At 70.5% G+C, this 24,405-nt stretch carries 21 protein-coding genes and 2 riboswitches; of the genes, 10 read left to right on the forward strand and 11 right to left on the reverse strand.

The window, feature by feature from the left end:
• Window positions 1-169: 169 nt before the first annotated feature.
• From ACZ37P_RS23930 to ACZ37P_RS23945, 4 genes are all read right to left on the reverse strand, one after another.
• On the reverse strand, window positions 170-1,216 hold the full coding sequence (locus ACZ37P_RS23930) for an ABC transporter ATP-binding protein (RefSeq protein WP_391161733.1): 1,047 nt from the start codon (window positions 1,214-1,216) through the stop codon (window positions 170-172).
• 98 nt (window positions 1,217-1,314) lie between these two features.
• Window positions 1,315-2,325 carry an ABC transporter permease gene (locus ACZ37P_RS23935; protein WP_355348056.1) on the reverse strand — a complete coding sequence of 337 codons (1,011 nt, stop codon included), beginning with the start codon at window positions 2,323-2,325 and terminating at the stop codon, window positions 1,315-1,317.
• 95 nt (window positions 2,326-2,420) lie between these two features.
• Window positions 2,421-4,196, reverse strand: coding sequence for an ABC transporter substrate-binding protein (locus ACZ37P_RS23940; protein ID WP_355348053.1), 1,776 nt, complete (start codon window positions 4,194-4,196; stop codon window positions 2,421-2,423).
• 103 nt (window positions 4,197-4,299) lie between these two features.
• Window positions 4,300-5,298 (reverse strand): ABC transporter permease, encoded by a 999-nt coding sequence (locus ACZ37P_RS23945; RefSeq protein ID WP_188283044.1) that lies wholly within the window; start codon window positions 5,296-5,298, stop codon window positions 4,300-4,302.
• A gap of 308 nt (window positions 5,299-5,606) precedes the next feature.
• Between ACZ37P_RS23945 and ACZ37P_RS23950 the strand changes: the two genes are divergently transcribed.
• Window positions 5,607-7,127, forward strand: a complete 1,521-nt coding sequence (locus ACZ37P_RS23950; protein ID WP_467348520.1) for a DUF885 family protein — start codon at window positions 5,607-5,609, stop codon at window positions 7,125-7,127.
• A gap of 38 nt (window positions 7,128-7,165) precedes the next feature.
• Here the strand turns inward: ACZ37P_RS23950 and ACZ37P_RS23955 are convergent, their stop codons facing one another.
• Both ACZ37P_RS23955 and ACZ37P_RS23960 read right to left on the reverse strand, forming a co-directional pair.
• On the reverse strand, window positions 7,166-7,879 hold the full coding sequence (locus tag ACZ37P_RS23955; protein WP_401306573.1) for an enhanced serine sensitivity protein SseB C-terminal domain-containing protein: 714 nt from the start codon (window positions 7,877-7,879) through the stop codon (window positions 7,166-7,168).
• A gap of 204 nt (window positions 7,880-8,083) precedes the next feature.
• Window positions 8,084-8,857, reverse strand: coding sequence for an enhanced serine sensitivity protein SseB (locus ACZ37P_RS23960; protein WP_355348046.1), 774 nt, complete (start codon window positions 8,855-8,857; stop codon window positions 8,084-8,086).
• A 94-nt stretch (window positions 8,858-8,951) separates the two neighbouring features.
• Window positions 8,952-9,049: riboswitch (glycine riboswitch) on the forward strand.
• A riboswitch (glycine riboswitch) is annotated at window positions 9,050-9,164 on the forward strand. It abuts the riboswitch before it with no gap.
• Between the two features lie 65 nt (window positions 9,165-9,229).
• Between ACZ37P_RS23960 and gcvT the strand changes: the two genes are divergently transcribed.
• From gcvT to ACZ37P_RS23980, 4 genes are all read left to right on the forward strand, one after another.
• Complete coding sequence (gene gcvT / locus ACZ37P_RS23965) at window positions 9,230-10,360, forward strand: glycine cleavage system aminomethyltransferase GcvT (RefSeq protein ID WP_355348043.1); 1,131 nt, start codon at window positions 9,230-9,232, stop codon at window positions 10,358-10,360.
• Between the two features lie 120 nt (window positions 10,361-10,480).
• Window positions 10,481-10,861 (forward strand): glycine cleavage system protein GcvH, encoded by a 381-nt coding sequence (gene gcvH / locus ACZ37P_RS23970; protein WP_467348522.1) that lies wholly within the window; start codon window positions 10,481-10,483, stop codon window positions 10,859-10,861.
• Between the two features lie 173 nt (window positions 10,862-11,034).
• The gene (glyA, locus tag ACZ37P_RS23975; protein ID WP_355348037.1) at window positions 11,035-12,288 is read left to right on the forward strand and encodes a serine hydroxymethyltransferase; all 1,254 of its coding nucleotides are present in this window, start codon (window positions 11,035-11,037) and stop codon (window positions 12,286-12,288) included.
• Window positions 12,289-12,513: 225 nt separating this feature from the next.
• Complete coding sequence (locus ACZ37P_RS23980) at window positions 12,514-13,899, forward strand: L-serine ammonia-lyase (RefSeq protein WP_355348034.1); 1,386 nt, start codon at window positions 12,514-12,516, stop codon at window positions 13,897-13,899.
• Window positions 13,900-14,503: 604 nt separating this feature from the next.
• On the opposite strand, the gene ACZ37P_RS23985 is transcribed toward ACZ37P_RS23980, so the two are convergent.
• Entirely contained in the window at window positions 14,504-14,872 is a 369-nt protein-coding gene (locus ACZ37P_RS23985) for a hypothetical protein (protein ID WP_467348524.1), read from the reverse strand.
• A 136-nt stretch (window positions 14,873-15,008) separates the two neighbouring features.
• On the opposite strand from ACZ37P_RS23985, the gene ACZ37P_RS23990 reads away from it, so the two are divergent.
• Entirely contained in the window at window positions 15,009-17,246 is a 2,238-nt protein-coding gene (locus ACZ37P_RS23990; protein WP_467348526.1) for a CATRA conflict system CASPASE/TPR repeat-associated protein, read from the forward strand.
• A gap of 296 nt (window positions 17,247-17,542) precedes the next feature.
• Window positions 17,543-19,903 carry an ATP-binding protein gene (locus ACZ37P_RS23995; protein WP_467348528.1) on the forward strand — a complete coding sequence of 787 codons (2,361 nt, stop codon included), beginning with the start codon at window positions 17,543-17,545 and terminating at the stop codon, window positions 19,901-19,903.
• Here ACZ37P_RS23995 and ACZ37P_RS24000 read toward each other — a convergent pair.
• Complete coding sequence (locus ACZ37P_RS24000) at window positions 19,897-20,880, reverse strand: helix-turn-helix domain-containing protein (RefSeq protein WP_391044724.1); 984 nt, start codon at window positions 20,878-20,880, stop codon at window positions 19,897-19,899. The genes ACZ37P_RS23995 and ACZ37P_RS24000 overlap by 7 nt on opposite strands.
• Before the next feature lie 255 nt (window positions 20,881-21,135).
• Between ACZ37P_RS24000 and ACZ37P_RS24005 the strand changes: the two genes are divergently transcribed.
• Together ACZ37P_RS24005 and ACZ37P_RS24010 are read left to right on the forward strand one after the other, a co-directional pair.
• Window positions 21,136-21,858 carry a hypothetical protein gene (locus ACZ37P_RS24005; RefSeq protein WP_467348529.1) on the forward strand — a complete coding sequence of 241 codons (723 nt, stop codon included), beginning with the start codon at window positions 21,136-21,138 and terminating at the stop codon, window positions 21,856-21,858.
• Window positions 21,859-22,030: 172 nt separating this feature from the next.
• Window positions 22,031-22,417: a hypothetical protein gene (locus ACZ37P_RS24010; RefSeq protein WP_355348019.1), complete on the forward strand. Its 387-nt coding sequence runs from the start codon at window positions 22,031-22,033 to the stop codon at window positions 22,415-22,417.
• A 72-nt stretch (window positions 22,418-22,489) separates the two neighbouring features.
• Here ACZ37P_RS24010 and ACZ37P_RS24015 read toward each other — a convergent pair whose 3' ends face one another.
• Together ACZ37P_RS24015 and ACZ37P_RS24020 are read right to left on the reverse strand one after the other, a co-directional pair.
• Window positions 22,490-23,188, reverse strand: coding sequence for a hypothetical protein (locus tag ACZ37P_RS24015; RefSeq protein ID WP_467348531.1), 699 nt, complete (start codon window positions 23,186-23,188; stop codon window positions 22,490-22,492).
• Window positions 23,189-23,289: 101 nt separating this feature from the next.
• A complete protein-coding gene (locus tag ACZ37P_RS24020) occupies window positions 23,290-23,664 on the reverse strand; it encodes a CATRA system-associated protein (RefSeq protein WP_391044718.1) in 375 nt (124 codons plus the stop codon).
• A 12-nt stretch (window positions 23,665-23,676) separates the two neighbouring features.
• Here ACZ37P_RS24020 and ACZ37P_RS24025 point away from each other — a divergent pair, with 12 nt between their 5' ends.
• A complete protein-coding gene (locus ACZ37P_RS24025) occupies window positions 23,677-23,808 on the forward strand; it encodes a hypothetical protein (RefSeq protein WP_467348533.1) in 132 nt (43 codons plus the stop codon).
• Here the strand turns inward: ACZ37P_RS24025 and ACZ37P_RS24030 are convergent.
• Window positions 23,787-24,269, reverse strand: coding sequence for a CHAT domain-containing protein (locus ACZ37P_RS24030; protein ID WP_467348535.1), 483 nt, complete (start codon window positions 24,267-24,269; stop codon window positions 23,787-23,789). The genes ACZ37P_RS24025 and ACZ37P_RS24030 overlap by 22 nt on opposite strands.
• Between the last annotated feature and the right edge of the window lie 136 nt (window positions 24,270-24,405).

Below are 24,405 nucleotides of genomic sequence, written 5' to 3' on the forward strand. Positions count from 1 at the left end.
GGCCTGCCCGACGACGTGCCGCCGTCCGGCGCGGCGTTGTCCGAGGGCGCGTCGTCCGCAGCGGCGTTGTCCGGGGGCGTGCCGTCCGACTGTGTGCCGTCCGACGAGGACGCGTCCTGCGGCGGCTCGTCCGGCGAGGGGTTCTCGGCCACGGGTTCTTCCTGACCCTTCACAGCTTCGGTTCGATCTCTTCGGTCCAGATCCGGAGGCGGTCGGCCTCGCCGAGGTGGCAGGCGGCCATGTGGCCGGGGCCCACCTCGCGCAGTTCCGGCACGTCCGTCTCCGCGGCGCCGCCGGTCAGCGCCGCGTACGGGCAGCGCGGGTGGAAGGCGCAGCCGGACGGCACGTTGATCAGGCTGGGCGGGGTGCCCTTGACCGGGTTGAGCCGCTCCAGGCGCTCCCGGTCGAGACGCGGCATGGAGCCCAACAGGCCCCAGGTGTACGGGTGTCGGGGCGCGGTGAACAGCGTCTCGGCGGTGCCGCGCTCCACGGCCCGGCCCGCGTACATCACCAGCAGGTCGTCGGCGACCTCGGCGACCACTCCGAGGTCGTGGGTGATCATGATGACCGCGGAGCCGAACTCCTTTTGCAGGTCCCGGATCAGGTCCAGGATCTGCGCCTGCACGGTCACGTCGAGCGCGGTCGTCGGCTCGTCGGCGATCAGCAACTCGGGGTTGTTGACCAGCGACATGGCGATCATCGCGCGCTGCCGCATACCGCCGGAGAACTGGTGCGGGTAGTCCGAGAAGCGCTTCCTGGGCTCCGGGATGCCGACCCGGTCCAGCATCTCCACGGCCCGCTCGGCCGCGACCTTCCGCGACACCTTCTGGTGCACCCGGTACGCCTCGACGATCTGCGCGCCGACCGTGTAGTAGGGGTGCATCGCGGAGAGCGGGTCCTGGAAGATCATCGCCATCTTGCGCCCGCGCAGCCGCCGTACGTGGTCCGGGTCGGCGGCGACCAACTCCTCGCCGTCCAGCCAGACCTCGCCGGATATCCGGGCCCGCGAGGTGCGGTGCAGGCCCATGATGCCCAGCGACGTCACGGACTTGCCCGAGCCGGACTCGCCGACGATGCCGAGCGTACGGCCGCGCTGGAGGTCGAAGCTGAGGCCGTCGACCGACTTCACCAGGCCGTCGTCGGTGTCGAAGTGGATCCGCAGGTCACGTACCGACAGATACGCGTCCCCCGCGGGGGCCGGGCCGGGGTCCGCCACCGGCTCCCCGACGACGGACGCCGCCTTGTCGAACCCGACGGCGCCGCCCTCGGACGCTTCGGACGTGCCGCTGTCGGGGGCACTGCCGTCCGTGGTGCTCACGAGTACCTCACGCGGGGGTCGATGGCGGCGTACAGCAGGTCCACCACAAGGTTGCAGAAGACGATGAAGGTGGCCGCGACCATCGTCACGCCGAGCACGATCGGCAGGTCGTTGTCCTTGACGCCCTGCACGGCGTAGGCGCCGACTCCCTGGAAGGAGAAGACGCGTTCGGTGATGATCGCGCCGCCGATCAGCAGGCCGAAGTCCATGCCGAAGATGGTGACGATCGGGGTCAGGGCCGCGCGCAGCGCGTGCTTGCCGACGACCGTCCGCTCCGGCAGGCCCTTGGCCCGCGCGGTACGGATGTAGTCCTCGCCCATCGTCTCCAGCATCCCGGCTCTGGTGAGGCGGGCGTACAGCGCGGAGTAGAGGAAGGCCAGCGCGATCCACGGCAGGATCAGATTCCACGCCCATTGGGCGGGATCGGTGGTGAACCCGACGTACTCGACGTTGTCCCAGATCGTCCACTTGTAGGAGAACAGGCCGAGCAGCACCATGCCGGTGAAGAAGATCGGCAGTGAGACACCGGCCAGGGCCACGCCCATGGAGATCCGGTCGAAGACCGTGCCGCGCTTGAGCGCGGAGATGACGCCGATGACGACACCGGAGACCACCCAGATCACGGCCGCGCCGATCGCCAGCGAGAAGGTCACCGGGATACGGGTCTTGATCTGCGGCCACACCTCGACGTGCGACTTGAAGGAGTAGCCGAAGCAGGGGCGGTGGCAGACCGCCGCGTCCGGGCCGAACTTGTAGTTCGCGCCCATGACGATGGCCTTGATGAAGTGCCAGTACTGCTGGTAGAGCGGCAGGTCCAGCCCGAGGTTCTTCTTGACCGCCGCGATCGACTCGGGGTTGGCGTCCTTGCCCACGTACTGGGTGGCCAGTTGGGTCGTGCTCTGGCCGCCGATCTTGGGGACCAGGAAGAAGATCGCGAAAGTGACCGCGCTGACGACAAGCACCAGGATTATCGCGGCGATCACGCGTCGAATGATGTACGCAGTCACAGCGGTTCGGCGCCGGGTCCGCCGGGCCGGGGGTCAACCCCGGTCCCGGCGGACGCCGATGCCTTCACCTGCCTTCCGGTGTTCGGTGCTCTCGCTTACTTGGAGGAGCTGAGCAGCAGGTAGTCGTACATGCCCAGGTACGCCTGAGTGATCGTCACGTTCGTGGCGCTCTCCGGGCGGTACAGCAGGTTCTTGCGGTAGATCAGCGGCACGACGGTGGCGGTGTCGAGCACCATCTTGTCGATGTCGCCCCAGGCCTTCTCACGGGCGGCCGCGTCGGTGTTGGCGATCGCGTCCGACAGCGCCTTGTTGATGGCCGGGTCGTTCAGCTCCATCAGGTTGTTGCCGCCGGAGGGCTTGATGGCGCTGCCGTCCACGATCTGGTCGAGGAATCCGTAGCCGGTCGGCCAGTCGGCGCCCCACGCCATCATCATCAGGCCGAGCTGGTGCTCGTGCACGTAGCTCGGGACACCGGCGAAGTTGGCGAAGTACTTGCCCGCCGGGTAGCTCTTGATGTTGGCGGTGATGCCGACCTGCTTGAGCGAGTTCTGCACCGCGGTGGCCTGCGCCATCTCGGCCGGACGGTCCGAGCGGGCGGTCAGGTTGGTGGTGAAGCCGCCCGGCTTGCCGCAGGCGCTCAGGGCCTGCTTGGCCTTGGCCACATCGCCCTTGTTGCCCTCGGTCGGGTACTGGTCGAACTTCGCGTAGCCGTTGACGGTCGGCGGGAGCAGCGTGGTGGCGATGTCGCCCTTCACGCTGCCGCCGATCGCGGTCTGCACCGAGACCTTGTCGATCGCGTACTCGACGGCCTTGCGGCACTCGATGTTGTCGAACGGCGCGACCTTGGAGTTGATCGCCATGTACGCGGTGGCGCCGGCGTACGAGTCGTCGGTGCTGCCCTTGTACTTGGGGCCGAGCACCTTGCCCTGGGTCTGCGGGGTGACACCGGTACCGCCGGAGTCCACCGTGGTGTTGCCCGCCAGCAGGTTGTTGTCGATGGTGACCGCGTCGACCTTGAACTTGATCGTGTACTTGTCCGGCAGCGGGTTGCGCACCGGGTCGGTGGCCTGGCTCCACTGCGGGTTACGGACCAGCGTGGCGCCCGCGCCCTCGGTGTACGAGGAGAACTTGTACGGGCCGGACGACACGATGTGCTTCACGTAACCGGCGCCGTCGTCCTTCGCCTGCGGCACGGGGGCCGTCTGCGAGAACGTCGCCAGGTAGTCGAAGTCCGCGAAGGGCTTCGCCAGGTGGAAGACGATCGTGGTGTCGTTCGGGGTCTCGATGGACGCGAGCCCGTTGGGGTTCTTGTCCTTGTACGGACCCTGGTACTTGTCGCCGCCCGCGAGGTACGCCTTGAAGTACGTCGGGCCGTTGGACAGCGCCTCGGGCGCGAAGTTGCTGCGCTCGATCGCGTACTTGATGTCCTTGGTGGTGATCGGCGTGCCGTCTTCGTACTTCAGGCCGGACCGGATGGTGTACGTCCAGGTCTTGGCGTCCGGGCTGGCCTTGCCGAGTCCGGTGGCGAGGTCGGGGACGACGGTGAGGCCGTCCTTGCCCGCGGCGGGCTTGAAGGTGAGCAGGGTACGCGCGTAGAGGCGGGAGAAGTTCTGCACCCAGCCGTAGTACGTGTTGCCCATGTCCAGGGAGTCCGGCACGTCGGAGTTCTCCATCACGACCGTCCCCCCCTTCTTGTCGGACTTGTTGACGATCGAGGTGAGCGCGGCGTCGGAGCCGGAGGCGGACTTGCTGCTGCCGCCGCTCGGGTTCTTGCCGCCCTTGTCGTCCTTCGAGTCACTGCTGCACGCGGATGCTCCCAGGGCCAGAGCCATGGCAAGCGCCAGCGCGGCTGTCGCTTTTCTGCTGTTCATGCCGAGGAAAGCCTCCAAATCGAATGGATATACGTGGTTTCAGCGGTGGTACGGGCGGGCTGGTACCCGGTACGGGCGGTGCGGCGTGGCGTGCTGCGGCCGTTCACTTGCTGCGCGGGTCGAGGGCGTCGCGCAGTCCGTCGCCCAGCAGGTTGAAGGCCAGGACGGTGATGAAGATCGCGAGGCCGGGGACGACCATGTACTGCGGGTCGGCGTAGAAGAGGTCGACGGCGTCGTTGAGCATGCCGCCCCACGAGGCCTGGGGCGGTGCGATGCCGACGCCGAGGAAGCTCAGGGCGGCCTCGAAGAGGATGTTGGTCGGGATCAGCAGCGTCGAGTAGACGAGGATCGGCGCGACCAGGTTGGGCAGCAGTTCCTTGAAGAGGATGAAGGGGCCGCGGGCGCCCATGCTGCGGGCGGCTTCGACGAACTCGCGTTCGCGCAGGCTCAGCGTCTGGCCGCGCACGATGCGTCCCATGTAGGGCCAGTTGAAGAAGCCGATCACGAAGATCAGCACGCTGATCCGCAGCGGCAGCCCGTTCATCCCGAAGGCGCCGTCCTGGAGGGAGGCGGAGATCGAGATCGCGAAGAGCAGCAGCGGGAAGGCGAGGAAGGTGTCCATCAGACGGCTGATCAGGCTGTCGACCCAGCCGCCGTAGTACCCGGCGATGACGCCGAGGACGGTGCCGATGATGTTGGACAGGATCGTCGCGCCGGTCGCCACCAGCATCGAGACCCATGAGCCCTCGATGATCCGGGCCAGCAGGTCACGGCCGAACTGCGGGTCGATGCCCAGCGGGTGGGCCCAGCTCATGCCGCCGAAGGGGCCCTTGGGGGCGACGCGGACGGGGTCCACGAGGTCCTGGTGGAAGGCGGTCGGGTCGAGGCCGAAGACGTGCTCGATCGGCTTGGCCAGGATCGCGAGCAGCACCAGCAGGATGACGACGACACCGCCGGCCACCGCCACCTTGTCGCGCTTGAAGCGCATCCAGGCGATCTGACCGAGGGACCGGCCCTCGATCTGGCTCCGCTCGACCCCGCTGAGGATGGCTTCCGGCTGTGCCTCGGCCTGCCCATGGGTGGTCTCAATCGGTGCGGTCATGGTGTGACTGACCCCTCTCGCCGGCGGGTAACCGGCGCGCGCCCGCCGCTGTAGCGGCTTTACTCATCAGTCGTGCTGCTGGTGCGAGTCTCATGAATTGCGTGATGCATGAACTGGCTCTGCAGAAAGTGCTGTTGGTACGAGGCGGTGCAGGTGGTGCAGATGACAACGGGGGCCTGAGGCCCTTGCCGCTGGATTCTTCTGCGATGTGTCGATCACCCGCCAGCCCTCACCACGAAGGGATGCGCAACTGTGATGTGGTGATTCATCGACCGTTACCGACGCGTACCTCGGGGTACGGTCGTGTGGTGAACGAGCGGCTGCGTGCGGTATGCGACCTGATGGTGCCGGTGGTACGGGAAATGGCGGGGCGTCACGAGTACGACGGCCGCGTCCAGGACCTGTCGCCGGACGGCGTCCGTCGCGGCCTCGACGCGATGGCCCGCGCACAGCGCGCCGCGGGACCGCTGGAGTCCGCCCACGACGACCGGCACCTGACGGTCTTCGAGGAGGCGCTGCGCGTGCAGTACGGGGAGCTGGAGCTGCACAGGCGCGACCCGTACCCGCATCTGTCCAATCTCGAACTCGCCTGCTACGACCGGGAGTACGCCTCCGGGCGGGAGCGCGCCAAGGCCCGCCGCAAGCATCTGGCGCGCTGGCCGGAGGCCGTGGACGCGGCGGTGTCGTCACTCGACCGGGTGAGCGCGCCGGTCGCGGACGCGCTGCTGGGCGCCGTACGCGGACTCGCCGCCGGGCTCGACGCCGAGGACAGCCCCGACACCGCCGCCGCGCTGGCCGCGCACGGGCGGCTGGTCGCGCACATCGAGCGGGCCGCCGAGCACGGCGACCCCGACCCCCGGCTCGGCGGCAACGCGCTGGCCGCGCTGATGGGCAGTCAGGAGGGCCTGAGCGTCGACCTGTCGGCGCTCGCCGTCGAGGCCGACCGGGAGCGGGCCCGGCTCACCGAGCTGCTGGTCGACTCCTGCCGCGCGTACGACCGGCACCGGCGGGTGGACGAGCTGCTCCCCGAGCTGATGGCCGACCACCCCGACGCCGACGGCGTCATCCCCGAGGCGGCCAGGCTCACCGACGAGGTGATCGCCTTCACCCGCGCGCACAAGCTCGCGCCGTACGTGGACGGGGACTGTCTCGTCGGGCCCGCGCCGCCCTCCCGGCGCTGGGCCATGGCCATGATGAGCTGGGCCGCGCCCGCCGAGGCCGATGCCGCGTCCTGGTACCACGTCACTCCGCCGGAGCCGGACTGGCCGGCCGAGGAGCGCGAGGAGTGGCTGACCGTCTTCAGCCGCACCAGCCTGCCGTCGATCACCGTCCACGAGGTCGCTCCCGGGCACTTCGCGCACAGCCGCTCGCTGCGGCGGGCCGCGACGCCGGTGCGGCGGGTCCTGCACAGCCTCTCCTTCGCCGAGGGGTGGGCGCACTACGTCGAGGAGGTCTGCCTCGAAGAGGGGTTCCGGGCGCGGGACCCGCGCTTCGCCATCGGGGTCGCGCTCGAAGCGCTGGTCCGCGTGACGCGGCTGACGTGTTCCATCGGGCTGCACACCGGGGCGCTGTCCCTAGAGGACGCGACCCGGCTCTTCATGCGCGACGCCCATCTCGCCCGGGCCGGGGCCTCCGCCGAGGCGCGGCGCGGCACCTTCGACGCGGCCTACGGGCGGTACACCTGGGGCAAGCTGGAGATCATGCGGCTGCGCGAGCGGGCCAAGCGGAAGGCTTCCTTCACCTTGCCCGAATTCCACGCCGCCCTGCTCGCCCTGGGCAGTCCGCCGCTCGGCCTGATGTCCGCCGCCCTGGACGATTCCGGCGCCTGAGGGTCGCTCATCGCCGTTCGGGATCCGCCGGACAGGCCCTAGCGGGGGCCCCAGGCCGGGCCGCCGGCGAAGGCTTCGCGGTCGAAGAAGGGCTGCCCGTTGGCGCGCATCCACATGGCGACGGGATCGTAGGCGTCGGCCATGGCGACGGTGGAGACGGGCAGACCGTCGGGGACACCGGCCACGGACTGCTGCATCATGAGGCGGACGGACTCGACGGACTGCGGAGAGTCGTCGTAGACCTCGACGCCGATGGCGAGATAGGGCTCGCCGAGGGTGGGCTGGACCCAGGCGCGCCGGAGGGCGCGCACGGCGGGCGTGCGGTGCGCGGCCTGCGCGAGCAGAGCGTAGAACTGCGGAATCTGTAGCGAGGGTTCGCCGATCTGGAGCGGCCCGGCGGGCAGCAGGTCCAGCCCGGCGGCGATCCGGCGCAGGTCGAGCCAGGGCACCCCGACCCCGCCGCCCGGCGCGTGCGGGTTGAGCCAGAGGCCCCAGCGGTCGGGGAAGAGGGTCAGGGCGATGTCGCGCCCCGAGACGACCTCGTACTCCCGGGTCCAGCCGCTGGCGGCCAGCTCACGCGGCGAGGTGACGCACGGCGCATAGCCGTGACCGCCGATCCGGAGGTTGCCGTACTGGGCATCGGCCGAACCGGGCGCGCCGTGCCAGAGCAGCATCCACACCTGGCCCTCGGCCAGCGACGCGAGCAGGTTCTCGTATGCGTCGAAGCGACCGGGCGCCACCTGGAGCAGCATCTGCTCCACATGGCCGGCCGCCGCCGCACCGCCTTGCGCGCCCGCGATCACGTGGGACCGCCCCTTCCCCTCGTTCGGTCTGCCCGGCGCACACCTGTGCGCCGCCCGCCATCAAACCAGGTCACGTCCTGGATCCCCACCCATGCCGTACGGCCTCCCGCCGGTCGGTCCCGTTCGGTCCCGATGAGTCCGGTTCGGTCCGGTTCAGTCCCGCGTGAAGAACGGCCGTACGGTCTCCAGCATCCAGTCCGCGACCGGGTCCTGTGCGACGTCCAGCAGAATCAGGTGGACGGGCCAGGGCAGCGGCGCGGCGCCGAGGGCGCGGCCGATGGCGTCCATGGCCGCGGCGCGGTCCACGTCCTGCCAGCGGTCCAGCTCGACCCCGACGAAGAGCGCGGGCGGCTCCTCCTCCACGGCGGCCAGCGCGCGACGGGCGGACAGCACGACCGGGGTGACGGCGAACTCCCCCGCGGCGGTGGCGAGGAAGTCCACCGGCTCGTCGTCGTGGTCCGGTTCCCACAGCCGTACGCGGGCGCCGACCGTACGGCCGGGCGTGCCGTCCTGCTCGTACCGTTCGGCGGCGCCGCCGCGGCACAGCTCGGCGACGGCGGCGGGCGGCAGCGGCACTCCGACGGCGCCGCCGGGGTTCAGGGCGATGCCGACCAGCGGCGGCAGGCCGCGGGCGAATTCGTGGACGGGCGCGACGGTGCAGGCCATGCCGTCGGCGGCCTGCCGGAACTGCTGCTCGGAGCTGAAGACGGGCACATAGGTCGCGCCCTCCAGCTCGACGGTGGGCAGGTCGAGCCCCGGCGCGTCCGGCGCCCCGCCGTTCGGCAGCGGCACCCAGACATGGGAGCGCCCCAGCACCTCCAGCAGCCGGGGGGCGGCCGAGGGGTTGCCGAGGCTCGCGGTGAGCACCTCTTCCAGCTCGTTGGCCGGCCATATGTACGGTGCCGTGTACGGTGCCGGAATCTCCATGTCCACCCTTGTCCGCCCATGTGCCACTGTCCTGCCCGGAAACCCTAGCGGCTGGCGTGCAATGATTGGCGGCACAACTTGCATACCGGCCGTTGGAGGCCGCGCGGGAGAGTTCCGTCCCCTCACCGGGCCGGGCGCCGAAGGAGCAAGCCCTCCCTTGAATCTCTCAGGCACAGATACCGCGCGGGCGAGGCAGATCTGAAAAGCGGGCGGCTCCCTTGACGGGGAGCGGCCCCACCCAAGGTGCAAACCGGGACCCGCGAGGGTCACGGTGAACCTCTCAGGTTCCGATGACAGATGGGGAGACCCGGGGCGAGCATGCCCCGGCCCGCCCTGTCCGTCCCGTGCCGTCACCCCTCTGGGAGCCCTCCGATGAGCCAGCCACCGACCTCCCCGCGCCACACCGCCCTCGACGCGTCGCACCGCGCGCTCGGCGCGACCATGACCGACTTCGCGGGCTGGGACATGCCGCTGCGGTACGGCAGCGAGCGCGACGAGCACACCGCCGTCCGCACCCGCGCCGGACTCTTCGACCTCTCCCACATGGGCGAGATCACCGTCACGGGACCGCAGGCGGGCGAGGCCCTCGACCACGCGCTGGTCGGCCACCTGTCGGCGCTCGCGGTCGGCAGGGCCCGCTACACGATGATCTGCGCACCCGACGGCGGCATCCTGGACGACCTGATCGTGTACCGGCTCGCCGAGCAGGAGTTCATGATCGTCGCCAACGCCTCCAACGCCCAGGTGGTGCTGGACGCCGTCACCGAGCGCGCGGCCGGTTTCGCGGGCGCCGCCGTACGCGACGACCGGGACGCGTACGCGCTGCTCGCCGTCCAGGGTCCGGAGTCCCCCGGCATCCTGAAGTCGGTCACGGACGCGGACCTGGACGGGCTGAAGTACTACGCGGGCCTGCCCGGCACGGTCGCCGGGGTGCCCGCCCTGATCGCCCGTACCGGTTACACCGGCGAGGACGGCTTCGAGCTGTTCGTCGCGCCCGCCGACGCCGAGCGGCTGTGGCAGGCGCTCACCGAGGCCGGGGCCGCGGCCGGGCTCGTACCGTGCGGCCTGTCCTGCCGGGACACGCTGCGCCTGGAGGCGGGCATGCCGCTGTACGGGCACGAGCTGACCACCGCGCTGACGCCGTTCGACGCGGGGCTCGGCCGGGTCGTGAAGTTCGACAAGGCGGGCGACTTCGTGGGCCGGGCGGCGCTGGAGGCCGCGGCGGAGAAGGCGGCGGCCACCCCGCCGCGCAAGCTGGTCGGGCTGATCGCCGAGGGCCGCCGGGTGCCGCGCGCGGGGTACGCGGTGACCGACGCCTCGGGCGCCGTGGTCGGCGAGGTCACCTCGGGCGCGCCGTCCCCGACCCTGGGCGTGCCCATCGCGATGGCGTACGTGGACGCCGCGCATGCCGCGCCCGGTACGGAAGGGGTCGCGGTCGACATCCGCGGCACCCGTGAGCCGCACCGGGTCGTGGCGCTGCCGTTCTACAAGCGTGAGCGCTGACACGCTCGTACCGCCACCTGGTACCGGGCCTGTGCGGCCGGTACCGGACCTGTCCGTCGAGCCGACCCACCGCGCCGTCCCCGCGCGCGGGCACCCCTTCGCATCCGGGAGAATTCCGTCATGAGCATCAACCCCCAGAATCTTCGGTACACCAAGGAACACGAGTGGCTGTCGGCCCCCGAGGCCGAGGGCGTCACCGTCGGGATCACCTCGCACGCCGCCGACGCGCTCGGCGACATCGTGTTCGTGCAGCTTCCCGCGGTGGGCGACGCCGTCACGGCGGGTGAGACCTGTGGTGAGCTGGAGTCCACCAAGTCCGTCAGCGACCTGTACTCGCCGGTCACCGGCGAGGTCACGGAGATCAACCAGGACGTCGTGGACGACCCGGCCCTGATCAACTCCTCGCCCTTCGCGGACGGCTGGCTGTTCAAGGTGCGCGAGCCGCAGGCGACCGACGAGCTGCTGTCCGCCGCCGAGTACGACGCCTTCATCGCGGGCTGACCTTCCGGCCTCCGCCACGGGCCGGTCCCCCGGCCTGCACGGCGGGCCGGCCCCCGGCCGTCATCGCGGGCTCGCTTCCCGCCGGGCCCGCCGTCATCGCGGGCTCGCTTCCCGCCGTCACCGGCCGTTCGCCGGCCCCCGGTATTCATCGACCTTCTGACCAGGAAGATCTCATGTCGCTGCAGAACCAGTCCCTGCACGAGTTCGACCCGGACGTCGCCGCCGCGGTCGACGCCGAACTCCACCGCCAGCAGTCCACCCTCGAAATGATCGCGTCGGAGAACTTCGCGCCGGTCGCTGTCCTCGAGGCCCAGGGCTCCGTGCTGACCAACAAGTACGCCGAGGGCTACCCGGGCCGCCGCTACTACGGCGGCTGCGAGCACGTCGACGTGATCGAGCAGCTCGCGATCGACCGCGTCAAGGCGCTGTTCGGCGCCGAGGCCGCGAACGTGCAGCCGCACTCCGGCGCGTCCGCGAACGCCGCCGCGATGACCGCCCTGATCAAGCCGGGCGACACCATCCTGGGCCTCGACCTGGCGCACGGCGGCCACCTGACCCACGGTATGAAGATCAACTTCTCCGGCAAGCTGTACAAGGTCGCGGCCTACCACGTCGACGAGCACACCGGTCTGGTCGACATGGCCGAGGTCGAGAAGCTGGCCAGGGAGCACCGGCCGCAGCTCGTCATCGCGGGCTGGTCGGCGTATCCGCGCCAGCTCGACTTCGCCGAGTTCCGCCGGATCGCGGACGAGGTCGGCGCGTACCTGATGGTCGACATGGCGCACTTCGCGGGCCTGGTCGCGGCCGGTCTGCACCCCTCCCCCGTGCCGTACGCGGACGTGGTCACCACCACGACCCACAAGACGCTCGGCGGCCCGCGCGGCGGTGTGATCCTCTCCAAGGCCGAGCTGGCCAAGAAGATCAACTCCGCGGTCTTCCCCGGTCAGCAGGGCGGCCCGCTGGAGCACGTGATCGCCGGAAAGGCGGTCGCCTTCAAGGCCGCCGCCACCGACGAGTTCAAGGACCGGCAGGCGCGTACGCTCCAGGGCGCCAAGATCCTCGCCGAGCGGCTGGTACGGGACGACCTCACCGAGGTCGGCGTCTCCGTCCTGTCCGGCGGCACCGACGTCCACCTGGTGCTGGTCGACCTCCGCGACTCCGCGCTCGACGGCCAGCAGGCCGAGGACCGCCTCCACTCGGTCGGCATCACCGTCAACCGCAACGCGATCCCCAACGACCCCCGGCCGCCCATGGTCACCTCGGGGCTGCGCATCGGCACGCCCGCGCTGGCCACGCGGGGCTTCGACGCGGAGGACTTCCGGGAGGTGGCGGAGATCATCGCGGCGGCCCTCAAGCCGAGTTACGACGCCGCGGCTCTCCGGGACAGGGTCGCCGCCCTGACCCGCAAACACCCGCTCTACGCGTAGCCCCGTAGGGGCGAGGGGGGCACCTCCCGGCCGGAGGCCGACGGAGGAACCGCGTGCTCAGCCGGAGCGCTCCCGCAGGTCACCACCCGCCCCGGCGGGGCGGTCCGGTTGTCGCCGGACCACCCGCCGGTGGGGGCTGGTCGCGCAGTTCCCCGCGCCCCTGGGGAACCCTCCTCCGCGGAGGAACCGTGAAGGGGCCGTGCCCCTTCGAGATCTGGAGTCCTCATGGCAATATCCGTATTCGACCTCTTCTCCGTGGGCATCGGCCCCAGCAGCTCGCACACCGTGGGCCCGATGCGTGCCGCGGGCATCTTCGTGCACCGGCTGAAGAACGAGGGACTGCTGGCGCACACCGTGTCGGTCCGGGCGGAGCTCTTCGGGTCGCTGGGGGCGACGGGCCACGGGCACGGGACGCCGAAGGCGGTGCTGCTGGGGCTCGCGGGCCACTCGCCGCGGACGGTGGACGTGGAGACGGCGGACGACGAGGTCGCGGCGGTGCGCGCGGCGGGCAGGCTGAGCCTGCTCGGGGCGCACGAGATCGCCTTCGACCCGCAGACGCAGATCGTGCTGCACCGGCGCAGGTCGCTGCCGTACCACGCCAACGGGATGACGCTGTTCGCGTACGACGCGGACGGCGCCCCGCTGCTGGAGAAGACGTACTACTCGGTGGGCGGCGGCTTCGTCGTGGACGAGGACGCGGTCGGCGAGGACCGGATCAAGCTGGACGACACGGTGCTGCGGCACCCCTTCCGCACCGGGGACGAGCTGCTGCGGCTCTCGCGCGAGACGGGGCTGTCGATCTCGGCGCTGATGATGGAGAACGAGAAGGCGTGGCGTACGGAGGAGGAGATCCGCGCCGGGCTGCTCGACATCTGGCGGGTGATGGAGTCCTGCGTGCGGCGCGGGATGTCCCGTGAGGGCATCCTCCCGGGCGGCCTGAAGGTCCGCCGCCGCGCGGCGCAGTCGGCGCGCCAGCTGCGCGCCGAGGGCGATCCGGCCGCGCACGCGATGGAGTGGGTCACCCTCTACGCGATGGCCGTCAACGAGGAGAACGCGGCGGGCGGCCGGGTCGTGACCGCCCCCACCAACGGCGCCGCGGGCATCATCCCGGCCGTCCTGCACTACTACCTGAACTTCGTCGCGGCGCCGACCGCCGGCGCCGTCGACCAAGAGGACGCCGTCGTGCGCTACCTGCTGGCGGCGGGCGCGATCGGCATGCTCTTCAAGGAGAACGCCTCCATCTCCGGCGCCGAGGTCGGCTGCCAGGGCGAGGTCGGCTCGGCCTGCTCGATGGCGGCCGGCGGCCTCGCCGAGATCCTCGGCGGCTCCACGGAACAGGTCGAGAACGCCGCCGAGATCGGCATGGAACACAACCTCGGCCTCACCTGCGACCCGGTCGGCGGCCTCGTCCAGATCCCCTGCATCGAGCGCAACGGCATGGCCGCCGTCAAGGCCGTCACCGCCGCCCGCATGGCCATGCGCGGCGACGGCCGCCACCACGTCTCCCTCGACAAGGTCATCAAGACCATGAAGGAGACCGGCGCCGACATGAAGGTCAAGTACAAGGAAACCGCCCGGGGTGGCCTCGCGGTGAACGTGATCGAGTGCTGAGCTTTTAGCGCCTGAGCTGGGGTTCCCGTCTTTCGGCGCTGTCGGAGCCTTCCGTGCTTGCACCGCGGAATGTCCCTCGGAAGTCCCTCCGACAGAGTGAAAGTCCCTGACTCCGCGTAGGCACGCAGGGGCTCGGCCGTTGAGGCAGTGCTTCACGGTGCGAAACCCGAGCACCAAAGAACAGGGCAATAGACGAGCGACCAGGAGGTCGCCACTGGCCGAGCACATCACGACAAGGAATGTCACCGACCCTGCGGAAATCCGCACGCCCAAGGGTGCCGCACGGAAGATCTTTCGCAGGCGTTGGCGCTGCCCTCGGGAATGGGGTTTGCTAGGCCCTCCCTGAAGGGAGGACCTAGCGGGCTGTGTTCCCCAAGGGGGGACGAGTTGTGCGGCTGCTTGACGCGACAGCGCTCGTCGCGAGTTCCTACTCGTGACGGTTGTCCCGCAGCGCTCTTACGATATCGATGGCCATAAAGCCTATACCGACGCCCATGAGGGCCACAATGGGCCACGAAGAGTGGCTTATCGCTTCGATCATTACGGCCGCGAGCAATAGGGCGATAAGCGCCGGGATAGTGATCCGGACAGGTCTAGGCATCGATCAGCACTTCCGTTCGTTGATTCGCCAGAATCCGGTGGGGAGATCTGTGACGAAGGTGACACAGCGTGCTCGCACTGCCGCGTGGGACGCCTTGGCCGTGATTGCCCACAGTCCCCAACGGAGCGCGTAGGCAACAGCCTTGACAGCGGGCCACGGAATCGTGGATTCGATCATGCCGAAGCCCCCCCGCCACAGCGGAACAGTAGGTCGTGACGGTGGCCCCGCGTCGGTGCCCGCGGACTTGGGCAGGGTGGCCTTGATGGCGCGGCCCTGGGCGTCGTACGCGGTGGTCGTGACCAGGTTCAGTCCGGCCGGGTCGGTGTCCTTGTTCGTACCGGCGTCGGCCGCCACGCTTGTGGTGTTGAACACCGATACGGTCGACAGCAGTTGAGCACGTAGCCCGAGAGGTCCTCGACACGGCCGAACCGTCAGTAGAATGCGGGGACTTACCGTAGTGAGTACGGCACGCAGCCCGGGGGCGAACGACCGAGTGCACGAACGCGCCGTGACGGAACAGGAAGTCGTGGCCCACGTCTTCGTGCCGCTCGACGCGCCGCGTGCCGACGTCTGGCCGACCGCAGTCCGCGTGATGTGGCAGCGCTTCCGTGCCCTCCAGGGCGCGAACCAGCCGGTGTGGGCGACGGCACCCACCGAGATCCCGGAGGTGCTGCCGGACGCGGCGCTGCACGGCTCGGTGACGGTGGCTGCCGTCCAGTCGCCCGGGGGCCTCGACCAGGCGATCGTGCGACGTCACGGTGCCGTACTGAATCTGTCGCTGCTGCTCGGGGCGCGCGAGGACCGTGCCTGGCCGGAGTTGGAGCAGCGGGCCGCCGACGTGCTCGGCCCGCTCGACGCCAGCTGCCTGGGCGCCGTGGTGCTGCTGGTCGGCAAGCAGCCGGGCGGGGCGGTCGGCGGGCTGGACCTGCTGGAACCGGAGCGCGAGGACGACGACCGGTACCTGCGCCGGCTCCTCCTGCTCGGGCATCCGGAGCAGGACGCCTTCCTCGGTGCCTGGGCGTGGTCGGCCGACAGCAGTGCCGAGATGCCGCCGTTCGTCAGCTACCTGATGCATATGGCCGCTGTCCGGCATCAACTGCGGGTCCACAAAAGGCTCTCCTCCATCGACGGCGGCGACACGGGTCTGCGGGCCTTGGTACGGCTCCCCTACGGCGGCGGGATCGGCGAACTGCCGCTCGGCGATCCGGCGCGGGCACTGCGCGCCCTCCGGCACACCGTGGACGTCACGTGGACCAACGCGCGACTGGCCCTGCGTCGGAGCCGCGAGGCACACGGCGGCGATGTGACCGACACCGACGTGCTGGACGACGACCGCGAGGTCGTCGACTGGTTCGTCCAACTTCTTGAGGACGGCATCACGCGCGTGGAGACGACCGACAGCCTGCCCGTAACGGAAACCGCCGAGCGTCAGGGCGCACGGCAACCGCCGCCGGACAACGACGAATCGGAACCGTCGGCGGAGTTGGCGCCGGTCGCGGCGACGGCGCCGACGCGGCCGGACGGCTGCCCCGTGCGGGTGCTCGCGGTGACCGACGAGTGGTTTCCCGCACATGGCGGCCTGACGGCGTTCAACCGAGGGCTGTGCCTGGCGCTGACGGCGGCGGGCGCCGAAGTCCACGTGCTGGTGGAGAATTTCACCGCCAAGGAACAGGCCGACGCGGAGGAGCACGGGGTGCGTCTGCTCGCCGCGGCCCGGCCGGGCCGTACCGGGCGGCAGTCGCTGATGCGTCGCGCCGAATTGCCGGAGGGAGTCGTGCCGGACCTCGTCATCGGGCACGGCAGGGTCAGCGGACCTGCGGCGCAGGCACAGGCGGAGGACCATTTCAGGGGGGCGCGGCGGCTGCACTTCCTCCATGTCGAGCCGGACCAGGCGGAATGGTCCAAGGAAGACGAGGGTGACGACGTGGGTGCCCGCGCCGAGGCCCTCACGGAGTTGGAGTTCGACCTGTGCCGAGGTGCCGCCCGCATCATGCCGGTGGGACCGCGCCTCGAGGAACTGCTGGAACGGGAGCGAGGTCTGCCGGGATACCGGGACCTGCCCCCGATACAGCGCATCGACCCCGGATTCGACGGCGAGGCCGACCCGGTGGACGGACCGCGCTCCGGTCGGACGCAGATCCTGTTCATGGGGCGCCTGAAGGATGCGCAGTTGAAGGGGCTGGACATCGCCTGCCGGGCACTGGAGAAAGCGGTACCGCCGAGGTCCGGGCCCGGACACTGGGAACTGCTGGTCCGCGGCGCGCCCGAGGACACCTCCCGCAGCCTGAGCGAGTACGCGAAGGACTTGATCGGCCATCCGGCCATCGACGTCAAGGTGCGGACCTATACAGAAGACCAGGAGAAGATCCGCAGGGATGTGCGGCGGGCCAGTCTGGTGCTGATGCCGTCCCGAGCCGAGGCGTTCGGTCTGGTGGCGCTCGAGGCGATCGTGGCCGGGGTGCCGGTTCTTGTGAGCGGCCGCAGCGGGCTGGGCATGCTGCTTCGCGAGATCCTGCCCGCGGAGGCGGAGCAGGTCGTCGTTGACGTGGACGGTTATGAGAAGCGGCTGGCGGCGGACGCCGCCGCGTGGGAACGGGCCATCAACTCGGTGATGTTCGACCGGCCGAGCGCCTTCGCCCGGGCCGCCCGCCTGCGCAAGGCGATGGCTGAAAGAGTGACGTGGGGCACGGCCGCCGCCCACGTGCTGCGGTGCGCGGAGGTGGACGGCCGGCCCCAGGAGTCCTGAACCGACGGTCGTGCCGGGGTCTTCCGGTGTGTGTCCTCAGTGAGTCTGCATGGCTGTCGTCCTCCCGGGCCGGCCCGGCGAACAGCGCGCCGCCGGTGTCGGACCCCACCGGAACACGCGGATCCTCAGCACTCCCGGCCGCTCTGGAAGACACTGGACAAGTCTGGAGGCGCGGTACGAATCCGCACGGGTCGTATGCGTCACGATCCGGGTACGAGACACGCGGCGGGCACGCCGTACGGGTGTGCACGTCAGCCACGTCCGCCAAGGCGTAGGGCCGGTACGGAGGGAAAGCGGTGGCAGGGGATCGGACCCCGGCGACGGATGAGGACCCGTCGGCGCTCAGGCAGCGGCTGGCCGTCGAGTTGGCCCATGCCGTGGTCCGCGCCGAGAAGCGGCTCGGCCGCGCGTTGGACCGGACCGAACTGGCCAGACGGCTGAACGTCTCGCCGAGCAGTCTGTACGCCTACCTCAACGGGACGACGCTCGCGGGGGTGGGCGTCTTCGACGAACTGCTGGTCGCACTCGGCGTCGGCGGCCCGGAAGCCGGTCGGCTGAGCACGCTCCGGGACCGCGCCGAAGCGGCCCGGAGGCTCCGCCCCGCCGCGGCCAGAGCGACCGTCGGCACGAGCGGTCCGCCACCGTCCTCCCGCGTGCCCCACCAACTTCCCCCGTCTCTGCGGAATTTCGTCGGCCGGGAGCCCGAACTGCGGCGGCTTGACGGGTTACTGGAGCCTGATCCGGTCGCGGCGGTCCGGCCGGTGGTGATCACCACCATCGAGGGCACTGCGGGAGTCGGCAAGACATCCCTGGCGCTGCACTGGGCACGCCGGGTGGAGGAGCACTTTCCCGACGGTCAACTCCACCTGAATCTGCGGGGCTTCGACTCGGGAGCGCCCATGTCCCCCGCGGAAGCGCTGTACGACCTGTTGCAGTCGCTGGGCGTGACGCCCGACGCGATCCCGGCCAGGGAGACCGCCGCCGCCGGTCTGTTGCGTACCGTGCTGGCGGGCCGTCGGGTGGTGGTGGTCCTCGACAACGCGCGCTCGGCCGATCAGGTTCGCCCGCTGCTGCCGGGCGGGCCGGGATCGCTGGTGATCGTCACCAGCCGCAACCGCCTCGACGGACTGGTGGTACGGGACGGGGCGTTCCGGGTCACCCTGGACGTGCTGCCGCGGTATGCCGCCCGGGCCCTGGTGGAAGGGCAGATCGGAGCCGACCGGCTGGCGGACGAACCACGGGCCGCTGACGAACTCGTGGACCTGTGCGCCCGGTTGCCCTTGGCCCTGAGCGTTGCCGGCGCGAGGGCGGCGCTGGAGCCCAAGGGCTCGATCGGTCTTTTCGTCGCACGGCTCCGGCAGGCCAACGCGCGGCTGGGCATCCTGGAGCTCAAGGACGCGGACGTCAACCTGCGGTCGGTCTTCCAGGGTTCGTACGCCCTGCTGCCACCGCCCGTGGCGCGGCTGTTCCGGCTGCTCGGCTGCCACCCCGGCCCTGACCTCGACGCGACCGCGTGCGCGGCGCTGCTCGGTGAACAGGCGCCGCCGGACGAACTGCTCGACGCGCTCACCGCCGCCCATCTGGTGCGGCAGCACGCGCCGGGCCGGTATGTACTGCACGACCTGTTGCGGCTGTACGCGCAGGAGTTGGCGGACGACGGCCCGGCCGCCGAGCGCGCCACCGCCGTCGAGCGGCTGCTGCGGCACTATCTGAGTGCCGCGCGACTGGCGGACCGCCGCCTCGAACCGTGGCGGCGCACTCCGGTCGAGCCGACTGGCACCGAACCGCCCGTTGAGAATCACGCGGCGGCCATGGCGTGGTTCGAGGCCGAGTTGGGCACGCTACAGGCGGTGATCGCGCTGGCCGCGCGGAGCGAGGGGCTGGAGTCGTACACCTGGCGCCTCGCCCAGGCGTGCGCGGTCTATCTGCGTCGCTCGGGGCGGCGGTTCCAGCGCGGTCTGGTGCACGAAATCGCCCGGGACGCGGCCGCGAAGGCCGGGGACCGCCGGGCCTGGGCGTCGGCCACCCGCCGACTGGCGGACGCCCTCTCCCGCCTCGACCGGTCCGACGAAGCCCTGTCGCTGCTCTACGAGGCGCTGCGCGAATGCCGCCGGCTGGGTGATGACGACGGCGCGCGCCAGGTGCGGCTGTCCCTGGTGCGGGTGTACGCCGCGCGCGGCGACCACCGGCGGGCGCTCCCGCAGGCCCGGCTCGCGCTGGCGATGGCCGAGCGGACCGCGGATCCGCTGCCGTTGGCAGATGGCCTCAGCGCCCTGGCCCAGGAGCAGGAACGCTCGGGGGACCACGCGGCGGCGCTGGTACACGGCCGCCGGGCGTTCGACCTGTACGCGGAACTCGGCCATCTGGACGGCCAGGCGGCGATCCTGCTCACCACCGGGCGGGCCGAGCAGAGTTCGGGCCGGCACGCGGCGGCGATCGGCACCTATGAACGGTCCCTGGCTCTCGACCGGGCGGTGGGCGACCGCTACCGCGAGGCGCACGCCCTCGACCATCTGGCGGACGCGCACGCCGCGCTCGGCCACGACCGCGACGCGTACGCGCTGCGACGCGAAGCGCTCGATGTGCTGCGAACCCTGCACCACCCGGACGCCGCCCGGATCAGCGCCAAACTGCCGGACGCGCCGATCTCTCAGTAGCCGGGCGGCACTTCGGGCTCGGGCTCGGGTGCGGCAGGGGCGGGTCCGTCCTGCCAGCACAGTCCGTAGCCGTATCCCACCCGCATCGCGTCGAACTCCACTGCCACCGTGCCCTGCCGGTCGGGGCGCAGGAGGGATGTCCCCGGCGCTCGCTGGTAGATGACGGCGGTCGGGACTCGGCTCAACTGCCAGACGGACAGCGGCGGACGTCCGGGGGCGAAGCGCACCCGCAGGCTGAAGCGTTCGCTGCGGGTCAGCGGGACATGGACGAAGTGCGGTGCCATCGGCTGGTCCTGGGGGATGCGCAGCCGGAGCGTGTACGTGTGGCGGGCACCTGTGCGCAGCGGGGTCGGGAGGATCAGCCGCTGTTGGAAGAAGCTCTCGTAGGGGTGTTCGGGCAGATCGAGGCGGCCGCCGTCGAGGACAGAGACCTCCAGACCGTGGCCGTCGGCCTCGTCGTCGGTGCGGCGCGGCACGCTGAACGCGACCGGGATCTCGGCGAGGCCGTCGCAGGTGGCGACGATGACCCGCCGCTCCACCGCCTCGGGTGTCACGGTGTCCAGACGCAGCCGGGTCTCGACCGACTCGGTGTACCAGCCGTGCGGATCGGTACGGGCGCAGCCGCTCGGACAGAGTTCGCCGTGCGCCCCGCCCGCGATCGACGGGGTCCAGGGGGGCGGCGAGACGATGACAGTCCCGGGCACGGCGTCCTTGTCCAGGGCGCGGTGCACCTCGGCCCAGAACGCGCCCCACTTGTCGATGTCGCCGCCGCAGGCGCCGACGATCGCCATCGTCACCGGGAGCGTCGGGTGCGAGTCCCCGCGGAGCGCGTCGGTCATGGTGGTGCGACCGTACCCGGTGTGACGGGACAGTTGGTCGAAGGTCAGTCCCGCGGTCCGACGCAGATCTCGCAGCCAGAACGCGAACAGCGTGACGGGCGAACCGTCGGGAGGCAGTTCCTTTTGCGGACGGCCCATGCCCCGAACTCCCTTTCGCCGCCTGCTGCCACCGCCGAGTCTGGCACAACGCCCGGTGGCCTGGGAGCGCCCGGCGGCCGGTGCCGGTGCCGTGCGGAGTTCTCCGGAGATCGTCCGGGTACGCCGGAGAACCATTGTGCCCATTCTCCGTCCGTTGCTAGACACGTACTGCCGCCGGACACGTATCGACCGGACACGCGGACCGGTTCGCGGCCCACGTCGCCGTGGACGGCACGGTCGAAGCAGGGAGGGATCATGAAAGTCGCTTCGGACGCCACAGGCTCCTCACGGCTCCCGGCCGATGTCGTTCTGCGGATGGAGCGGTTCGGCCGTTTCGAATTCGATGCCACGGGGATCGAATTCGGCGCTGATCTGGTGTGGAGCGAACTACAGGCGCCGTTTCTGGAATTCGCCCAGTCCGACAGTGACCGGTTCACCACTCAACTGGCCGCGGCCGTCATACCGGCAGGCGGCTTCGCGCTCTTCGGAGCGGCCAGGACGGTCTGGAACCTGCTCGGCCCGGACTTCGCGCATCCCTGCTACGACGCCTTGCGGATGGACGCGCTGGAGTTCTTCCGAGCTCGCGGGGTACCCGGCAACCGCATGTCCGCAGGGGATCGCGAGTTCTGGCGACTGCACCGCGGACCCGACGAGCCTTGGCTCGTCGGCCGACCGCCCCCGGCGCCGGGGGCGGCTCTCCCACCGCTGGCAACAGGGGAACTGCGCCCGGTCGCCCGGATGTCGGCCGGACCTCACGCCGAGACCGTGTACGCCAGGGCCGATGTCCAGGACGGCTGCGTGGCGGTGGTCGAGGCATGCGGTCGGGGCCGCGATCCGGCCGGTTGCCGGTTCGACTGGTTCGGCGCCGCGACGCAGTACGAACTCTATCTGCGGATCGGCGAGGCATTACAAGTCCCGGCCCATTGGGTCGCCGACGAGCTCATGCCGTTCATTCCCTTCTCCGCGCCGAGCCTCTGACCGGCCGACCGAAAACGCCGCACGTCACGGTAACCGCTCCCGTACTTCCGGAAACCGTGCAACAAAACCCACCGCGGTTCCGTTTCAGTGAGAAGGTCGTGGCGGAACGCAGTTCCCGCACAAGAGCACCGCCCCCACGGCACCACGGGGTTCACATCGGGGAGTTGAGCAGATGACCAAGCAGCCGGTGGATATATCCACCACGGCCTCCGTGGAGGACGCAGCGGCCTTGTTCCGCACGGATATGCGAGCGAACTGGTTCGGGGAGAACAACACCGGAATCGCCACGACGTTCACGGAGAGCGGTGGTTCACCGCTCGGCATCCACCACACCGATATGCCGGACCTCGCGCTGACGGCCGAACTCGTGAGCCGGGGAGAGAGCACCGAGCGGTTGTCGGTCCACCTCCTCATCTGGGACCGGGGGGAATGCCGGAAGATCCGGCTCGAAGCCGAAGGCAACGTGCGCGCCCTGCGCATCCTTGCCAACCGCAAGATGCGCCGATTCGTCGTCTCGCTCCAGGAGGAAGATCCCTCCCTCACCTACACGGGCATCTGAGCGGACAAGGGGAGGGGCCGCAAGGCCGGTCCGCCCGCCCGACGAGTGAACGTCCGGCTTCGCGCCGGGCGTTCATTCGTGTCCGAAGGCCGTGGCCGAGACGTCCCGTTCCAGCGCGGCCCGGTGGATTCCGTATGTCGTCAGGTGCGATGCCTTGATCACGATGCAGTAGCGGTCCACCGAGACGAGGTCCCTGCCGAGCCGGTCGTACTCGCGCCGCAGGAAGTTGATGGCCGCCTGGTTCGCCGCGGAGGTCTGGCCGCATATCAGCAGCACGGGGCGGCTGGACTCCGCAGGCGTGAACTTGGCGACGAGGGCGTACTCCTGATTGCCGCGGTCGAAGAGGAAGCGGTCACCTCCGACCTCGATGGCCACCGAGTCGGGCCCGCCGTTGTAGGGGTGGATGGTCACGCCCGGCAGGTGGGCGGCCAGATGGCCGCCGGTGCGAATGTTCGAGTCGCCGATCGGTCCGCCGACACAGAACTCCGTGCGGTCGGCGTTGCTGCCGCGGAACTCTCCGGACTCGACGGTCACCCGGCAGCCCAGCTCACCGGCGAGCATGGCCAGTTCGATGACCGCCCGCACGTCCCGGTGCTGTGCGGTCCCGGGGGCGTTGTGCTTGTTGCTGAGCACGATGAGGCAGGTTTCGCCGGGGCGGACGCCGAAGAAGGCAGCCTTCCTATTCAGTGCGCGGGACCGCCTGCCCCGCTCCCACAGCCAGCCGAAGCCGAGGCCCAGGAGGCTCGTCACCAGCCCGATCGCTATGTTCACCAGCACTGAGATAATCGCGCCGCCCTCCCCGGACAGTCCCCCATTGTGCGGCAGTTCACCGTGCGGCCGGAAGATCTCGACCGGTCACACCCATGGCCACGTCATGCCTTGCCGTTGCCCGCGGGCGGTGCCTGGCCGCCGCCGCCCGCCGGCTTCGAGGCCGGGTCCAGGGTGTGGATGAGAGCGACGACCCGTTCACGCACCCGGGGCGGCGACTGCTGCTTGCCGTCGGGTGCCGTAGTGCCGTGGGGACCCATCCGTCCGACACGCCGACCGTTCGTCTCCAGCTCCGCCGTCACCTCACCGACCAGGACCGTGTCGCCCTCGCCGACCGCTTTCGTCAGCACGGCGATCCGCTCGTCGACCTCCTCCCACGAATCCGGCGGCAGCCGCCAGGCCAGCACCGCGTCAAGGACCGCCAATGCCTCGAACCTGGCCGTCCTTCCGATCCGTCGTGCTCCGTCCGACGTACCCATCACTGCCTCCTGTTGATCTTGCTGATCCTGGAAGTGCTGCTGATCCTGGAAGTGCTGTCGGTCCTGGTGGCGCTGTCGGTCCTGTCGACCGTCGTCATCGGCGGCCGGAAAGGCGTACTGCCTCACCGGCCGGTGTGGATGTAGGGCGCCCACGCCGCCGGTGAGGCGGCGTGGCGAGCGCGAAGTTCGCGTACCACCCCGTGCAGGGCGACGGCGCAGTCGCCCACGTCGATGCCGCCGCCGTAGCGCCGCAGCGAGCGGTACAGCCGACGGGCGAGGCCGGCCGAGACCAGGTCCGCCGCCTCCCACAGTGAGCCGATCACCTGGGGGTATCCCGCGGTCAGGAACGCCGACGTCAGGTGAATCGCCTCGTCCGGGAGCCGGTCGGTCCGCGAGGTGTTGCAGGCGAGCAGCACGGCGAGCTGGGCGTACGGCAGTTCGTGGCGGTTGACGGCCCGCACCTCAAGGGGTCCGTCGGCCAGCAGCAGGTGGCTCTTCGAGGGGTTGTCGGGGTCGCTCACACCGTGACAGGCGAAGTGCACCGTGGACGCCGACGGCAGTGCGGCCAGCACCCCGTCGACCGTGGCGTCGGCGTCCGCGATCACCCGCAGTCCGGCCAGCGCGCCGGGGGGGGGGGGGGGCCCCCCCCCCCCCCCCCCCCACCCCCCCCCCCCCCCCCGGGATGGCCCACACAAAGGGCAGGGGGGGGGCCCTCGTACCGGGGGGGAAATTCCATCGGGG

The organism is Streptomyces sp. NPDC024632 (genome assembly GCF_055559175.1).